The organism is Mycobacterium sp. PO1 (assembly GCF_017312405.1).
Lineage (GTDB): Bacteria > Actinomycetota > Actinomycetes > Mycobacteriales > Mycobacteriaceae > Mycobacterium.
In genome coordinates, this window is record NZ_BLTG01000030.1 from 128,445 (window position 1) to 134,444 (window position 6,000).

General features: G+C 69.4%; 7 protein-coding genes. 5 read left to right on the top strand and 2 right to left on the bottom strand.

Annotation, left to right across the window (positions count from 1 at the left end; translation table 11 throughout):
• Positions 1-27: 27 nt before the first annotated feature.
• Positions 28-555, bottom strand: coding sequence for a general stress protein (locus J3476_RS13390; RefSeq protein ID WP_207066933.1), 528 nt, complete (start codon positions 553-555; stop codon positions 28-30).
• A 147-nt stretch (positions 556-702) separates the two neighbouring features.
• On the opposite strand from J3476_RS13390, the gene J3476_RS13395 reads away from it, so the two are divergent.
• Together J3476_RS13395 and J3476_RS13400 are read left to right on the top strand one after the other, a co-directional pair.
• Entirely contained in the window at positions 703-1,350 is a 648-nt protein-coding gene (locus J3476_RS13395) for a DUF4190 domain-containing protein (RefSeq protein WP_207066934.1), read from the top strand.
• Between the two features lie 17 nt (positions 1,351-1,367).
• Complete coding sequence (locus J3476_RS13400; RefSeq protein ID WP_207066935.1) at positions 1,368-1,769, top strand: DUF4190 domain-containing protein; 402 nt, start codon at positions 1,368-1,370, stop codon at positions 1,767-1,769.
• Here the strand turns inward: J3476_RS13400 and J3476_RS13405 are convergent.
• Positions 1,766-2,722: a CoA ester lyase gene (locus J3476_RS13405; RefSeq protein WP_207066936.1), complete on the bottom strand. Its 957-nt coding sequence runs from the start codon at positions 2,720-2,722 to the stop codon at positions 1,766-1,768. The genes J3476_RS13400 and J3476_RS13405 overlap by 4 nt on opposite strands.
• A 26-nt stretch (positions 2,723-2,748) precedes the next feature.
• On the opposite strand from J3476_RS13405, the gene J3476_RS13410 reads away from it, so the two are divergent.
• From J3476_RS13410 to J3476_RS13420, 3 genes are all read left to right on the top strand, one after another.
• Positions 2,749-4,044 carry a magnesium transporter MgtE N-terminal domain-containing protein gene (locus J3476_RS13410; RefSeq protein ID WP_207066937.1) on the top strand — a complete coding sequence of 432 codons (1,296 nt, stop codon included), beginning with the start codon at positions 2,749-2,751 and terminating at the stop codon, positions 4,042-4,044.
• Positions 4,041-4,577: a DUF1003 domain-containing protein gene (locus J3476_RS13415; RefSeq protein WP_207066938.1), complete on the top strand. Its 537-nt coding sequence runs from the start codon at positions 4,041-4,043 to the stop codon at positions 4,575-4,577. The genes J3476_RS13410 and J3476_RS13415 overlap by 4 nt, the downstream gene beginning before the upstream one ends.
• A gap of 86 nt (positions 4,578-4,663) precedes the next feature.
• Positions 4,664-6,000 (top strand): lytic transglycosylase domain-containing protein (locus tag J3476_RS13420; protein ID WP_373889059.1); only part of this gene is annotated, 1,337 nt, incomplete at its 3' end.

Below are 6,000 nucleotides of genomic sequence, written 5' to 3' on the forward strand. Positions count from 1 at the left end.
GCGCAGACACGCACTGTCGCGGATGATTCAGAGAGTCAAGCGCGCCAGCAGATCACGCCCGCGCTCGGCGCTCTGCGGGTCGCAGAGCACGTCGTAGCGTCCGGCGACCAGTTGCATCGTCGAGCTGAAATCTCTTGTGCCCCGTGCCATCGCATACGGGATCGCGGAGGTGATGAGGCCGAAGAACACACCGGCGATCAAGCCGGTGATCAGCGCGCTCCACGGGTTGGGGCTGAAAAAGCCGAGAATCAGGCCGATGAACAGGCCCAGCCAGGCTCCGGTGAGCACACCGCCCCCGAGCACCTTGGGCCAGGACAACCTGCCGGTCACTCGTTCGACCTGCATCAGGTCGACGCCGACGATCGTCACCTGCTGCACCGGAAACTGCTGGTCGGACAGGTAATCGACGGCGCGTTGCGCCTCGGCGTAGGTCGGGTACGAGCCGATCGGCCACCCCTTGGGAGGAGTCGGCAGACCGACCGGGCGGCCCCGTCCGGCAGCGGGGACGCCCGAGGCCACACCGGGATTCTGTCCGGGTTGGAACGGGCTGGTCATCTCCTGCAACTCCTTCGCGTCAGCGGCGTCACCACAGTCTCTTCGACGGTCGCTGGGACCGTCCGCATTGTCAACGCCTGACGCGCCGCAAAGGTGCCCGAACCGACGAGCACCGCGCCCCGCAACTCTTAGGCTAGGTTGATCAGCATGACCAATCCGGACGACGACGCAGGCCGAAACGAGCGTTCCGAGCCCCCCGCCGGTGGATCTGAACCGCAGTTCAGTGGGCATGAAGCGGCCTCTGGCGAGGAGTCTCCCGCCCCCCGGGCCGATGACGACACACCGCCGGCATACAGCCCGCCGCCTTCGGGCTATTCGCAGTCGCCGGGCTATTCGCAGCCACCGGGCTATTCCGAGCCCTCCGGCTACTCGCAACCGCCGGGCTATTCACCATCCGGCTATCCGCCGCCCTCCGGCTACACCCCACCGCAGTCGTCCGGATATCCCCCGCCGTACGGCGACGCCGGCTCGCCGCCCTATCAGGGTTACGGTCAGCCGTCCTACCCGCCCCCGCCCCCCTACGGTCCGGGTGGTTACCCGTCGGCCGACCTGGGCTACGGCGCTCCGGTGTCCCGGGGAACCAATCAGCTCGCGATCGCGTCCCTGGTCGCGTCGATCCTCGGCGTGTGCTGCGGTATCGGCTCGATCGTGGGCATCGTGCTCGGCATCGTCGCGATCAACCAGATCAAGCAACGCGGCCAGGACGGGCAAGGTCTGGCCGTCGCAGGCATCGCGGTCGGCGCGGTGACTCTGCTGATCAGCCTGGTGTGGACGCTTTCGGTTCTCGCGAGCTGACGCAGCGGTGACGGGCGATGAGCGACCAGCGACCGCCTGACGGCTTCGACCGGCCGCTGGACTACCCGGAGGACGCCGGGTTACCGCCGCCGGTCTACCCGACGCCCCACCCCGGGTTGCCCGGATCCGGTTACTACGCGTCCTACCCCAGCTTCGGCGGGTATCCGCCGCCGCCACCTCCGGGCACCAACGGCAAGGCGATCGCCGCGTTGGTGTGCGCGGTGGCCGGGCTGGCGTGCTGCCTACCCGCGCTGGCCGGCCTGGTGCTGGGATTGATTGCGATGAACGACACCAGACGCAGCGGCCAGAGCGGACACTCGCTGGCCGTGGCCGCGGTCATCATCAGCTCACTCGCGATCGTGGGTTATTTCGTCTACGTGCTGGTGTTCGCCATGGTGTCGGGTCCGTCGACCGGTTAGGCGGGCGGGCTGAACCGCTCGCCGGAGCGCTGCATCCCCGCGGCGCGTCCCTGCCCGGCGATGACGAGCGCCATCTTGCGGCTGGCTTCGTCGATCATCTCGTCGCCCAGCATCACCGCTCCCCTGGCGCCACCGGCGCGCGACGTGTGCCACGCGTAGGCCTCGAGGATCAGCTCGGCGTGGTCGTAGGCCTGCTGGCGGGGACTGAAGATCTCGTTGCCGGCCTCGATCTGGTCGGGATGCAGAACCCATTTGCCGTCGTAGCCCAACGCCGCCGACCGCCCGGCCACCCGGCGGAACGCAGCGACGTCGCGCACCTTGAGGTAGGGCCCGTCGATCGCGGCGACACCATGGGCGCGGGCGGACACCAGGATGCGCATCAGCACGTGATGGTAGGCGTCGCCGACGTCGTAGCCCGCGGGCTGCTCCCCGACCTCGAGGGTGCGCATGTTCAGGCTGGCCATCAGATCCGCCGGGCCGAGCACCAGCGCCTGCACGCGCGGCGCGGACGCGATCGCGTCGATGTTGGTCAATCCCCTGGCGTCTTCGATCTGCGCCTCGATTCCGATGCGCCCCACCGGCAATCCGTGGGTGGCCTCGAGTTGGCTGAGGAGCAAGTCGAGCGCGTGGACGTGGGCGGCTTCGGTCACCTTCGGCAGTACGACGACGTCCACCGAGGCACCGGCGCGCGCGACCACCTCGATGACGTCGGCGTGCGTCCAGGGCGTGGTCCAGTCGTTGACGCGCACGCCGCGCAGCTGGCCCGCCCATCCGTCCTCGGCCAGCGCTGCCGCCACCTGAGCGCGCGCTTGGCCTTTCGCATCCGGTGCGACCGCATCCTCGAGATCGAGAAAAACCTGATCGGCAGGCAGCGTTTTGGCTTTCTGGATCATCTTGGGGCTGCTGCCCGGCACGGACAGACAGGTGCGGCGGGGGCGATACCGGTTTTCCACACCAACACTCTCTACTCTTGACAACCATGGCATCGGTCAACCGGGTCTATGCGGCCCGACTCGCGGGGATGGTGGTGCTGGGCCCCGACGGCGAGTCGATCGGCCGCGTGCGCGATGTGGTGATCGGCATCAGCATCGTGCGCCAGCAGCCCCGCGTGCTCGGCTTGGTGATCGAGTTGCTCAGCCGCAGAAGAATTTTCATGCCCATTCTCAGGGTCACCGCGATCGAACCCGGAGCGGTGACCCTCTCCACGGGCAATGTCTCACTGCGCCGCTTCGCTCAGCGGCCCGGCGAGGTCCTCGTCCTGGGCCAAGTGCTCGAAACCCGGGTCCGCGTCGACGACCCGGACCTGACCCAGCTGGCCGGTATCGACGTCATCGTCGTCGACCTCGGCATCGAACAGACGCGCAAGCGCGATTGGATGGTCACGAAGGTGGCGGTACGCCCCCAACGTCGCCTGGGCCGGCGCAGCAACGTCTACACCGTCGACTGGCAACACGTCCACGGACTGACCCCGTCCGGGCTCGCAATGCCCGACCAGGGCGTCGCCCAACTGCTGGAACAGTTCCAGGGGCAGCGTCCCATCGAGGTCGCCGACGCGGTGCGGGAGCTGCCGGCAAAGCGGCGTTACGAGGTGGTCAACGCCCTCGACGACGAGCGTCTGGCCGACGTGTTGCAGGAGCTACCCGAGGACGAGCAGCTGGCGGTCCTCAAGCAGCTGCAGACCGACCGCGCAGCCGACGTGCTGGAAGCGATGGACCCCGACGACGCCGCCGACCTACTCGGGACCATGACTCCGGCCGACGCCGAGCAGTTCCTGCGCCGCATGGATCCCGAGGACTCCGAGGACGTCCGTCGTCTGCTCAGCCATTCGCCGAACACGGCGGGCGGCTTGATGACCTCCGAGCCGGTGGTGCTCGCCCCCGACACCACCGTCGCCGAAGCCCTTGCCCGCGTGCGTGATCCGGATCTCACCCCGGCGCTCGCGTCGCTGGTGTTCGTCGCGCGACCACCCACGGCGACCCCCACCGGACGGTATCTGGGCTGTGTGCATCTGCAGCGTCTGTTGCGCGAGCCCCCCGCGGCGCTGGTCAGCGGGATTCTCGACACCGATCTGCCCAGCCTGCGCCCGGAGGACTCGCTCGGCGCGCTGACGCGCTACTTCGCCGCCTACAACCTGGTGTGCGGTCCTGTCGTGGACGAGGAGAGCCATCTGGTCGGCGCCGTGTCGGTCGACGACGTCCTCGACCACCTGCTGCCTGACGACTGGCGCGAACGGGAAGCCGAACCCGTCATCGTGACTGCCGAGACGCCGACATGAGCGACTCGTCGGCCCGCCAGCGCCTGGACACTCCGCGAGTCTCTCGGTCCTTCGGTCCGCGCCTGGACGTCGAGGCCGTCGGCGCCTTCAGCGAGAGCATCGCGCGGTTCCTCGGCACCGGGCGCTATCTGGCGATCCAGACGATGGTCGTCATCGCCTGGATCCTGCTGAACATCGGCGCCTTCGCCTGGCAGTGGGACCCCTACCCGTTCATCCTGCTCAACCTGGCGTTCTCCACCCAGGCCGCCTACGCGGCGCCGTTGATCCTGCTGGCTCAGAACCGCCAGGAGAACCGTGACCGGGTCTCCCTCGAGGAAGACCGCCGGCGCGCCGAGCAGACCAAGGCAGACACCGAATACCTGGCACGGGAATTGGCCGCGCTGCGTCTGGCGGTCGGTGAAGTGGCCACCCGCGATTACCTCCGCCGCGAGCTGGAGGAGATCCGCGAGCTGATCGCCGACCTTCAGCCCGCCGCCGGCGCAGAACGGCCGAGCAAACAGCAGTCGGAGAAGCGGCCCAAGAAATCAGGGTGACGGCTGTGGCGATAGTTGTTACACAGCCGTGGCCCAATAGGTATGGTGGCGAAGTTCACAGGCGATCACACAGCTAGGACGGTTGAGTGCATATAGGGGGAGTCTCGGCCCTCCGAGCAGCGCGGCGCCGAGCAACCGACGTTGTCCGTATGCCGGTGTTCGGCGTCGCCGCGGTGATCACCCCCCTTGTGCTGGCCGGCGCGGTCGGCGGATCTCCGCCGTCGGCGCACGGCGGGGCAGCACGCGATTCGGCGGTCGTCCCCATGGCCGCGGTGGTGGCCGCCCCCGCCGATGACTCCGGCGCCTCGGTCGTCGCGGTGATGAAGACGCCGACCCCGCTGCGGGTCGCCGGCGTCACCGCATCCGCCCCGCCACCGTCGGCGGTCGTCAACGCCCCGGGCACCCTGCGCATCCCGTCGATGGCGCTGGCCGCCTACCGCAACGCCGAATCGATGATGGCCACCGCCTACCCGGGCTGCGGGGTCAGCTGGAATCTGTTGGCCGGTATCGGCCGAATCGAGTCGATGCACGCCAACGGCGGGGCTACCGACGCGCGCGGCACCGCCGTGCGACCGATCTACGGCCCGGCGTTGGACGGCACACTGCCGGGTAACGAAGTCATCGTGCAGAGCCGCTCGGCCGACCGGGTGGTGTACGCCAGGGCCATGGGGCCCATGCAGTTCCTGCCCGGCACCTGGTCGCGCTACGCCTCCGACGGTGACGGCGACGGCAAGGCCGACGTGCAGAATCTGTTCGATTCGTCCCTGGCCGCGGCCCGCTACCTGTGCAGCGGTGGCCTGAACCTGCGCAACCAGGGCGATGTGGTGGCCTCGATCCTGCGCTACAACAACTCGATGGCCTATGCGCGAAACGTGCTCAGCTGGGCGGCCTCCTACGCGACCGGCGTCGTGCCCGTCGACCTGCCGCCGATCACCGGGCCGGTTCCGGAGCTGAGTCCGGCGGCCACCGCGGTCAACATGCACCTGCTCGAGGGCTCCCAGGGACTCGGTCCGGGGATGCCGCTCAATGCCACCGGGTTGCCCGCCGACGATCCGATGTCGCTGCTGCCGATGATGGGCCGCACCGACGCCGCCGGCCTGCTCAACACCAACGTCCCCGGTTTCGCACCAGGCCAGTCGCTGGGTCCGCTGCCCGGCCCCGCGCCCGAGGCGCCGCCCGAACCCGCACCGGCGCCCCAGCTGAGCTGGCTGCCGCCGTGGATGCAGCCCCAGCAGAAACAACCGGACTGCGCGGTGTTCTGCATCAAGGACTCCGTCCCGCCCGCGCCTGCGGCGGCGCCCGGCCCGGTGCCGCCGGGGCCGGCGGCCCAGCCGCTGCTGCCCCCGGGACCGGCCGCGCCACCACCGGCTCCGGGACCGGCCGCGCCGCCGCCGCCCGCTCCGGGCCCGATGCAGCTCGCCCC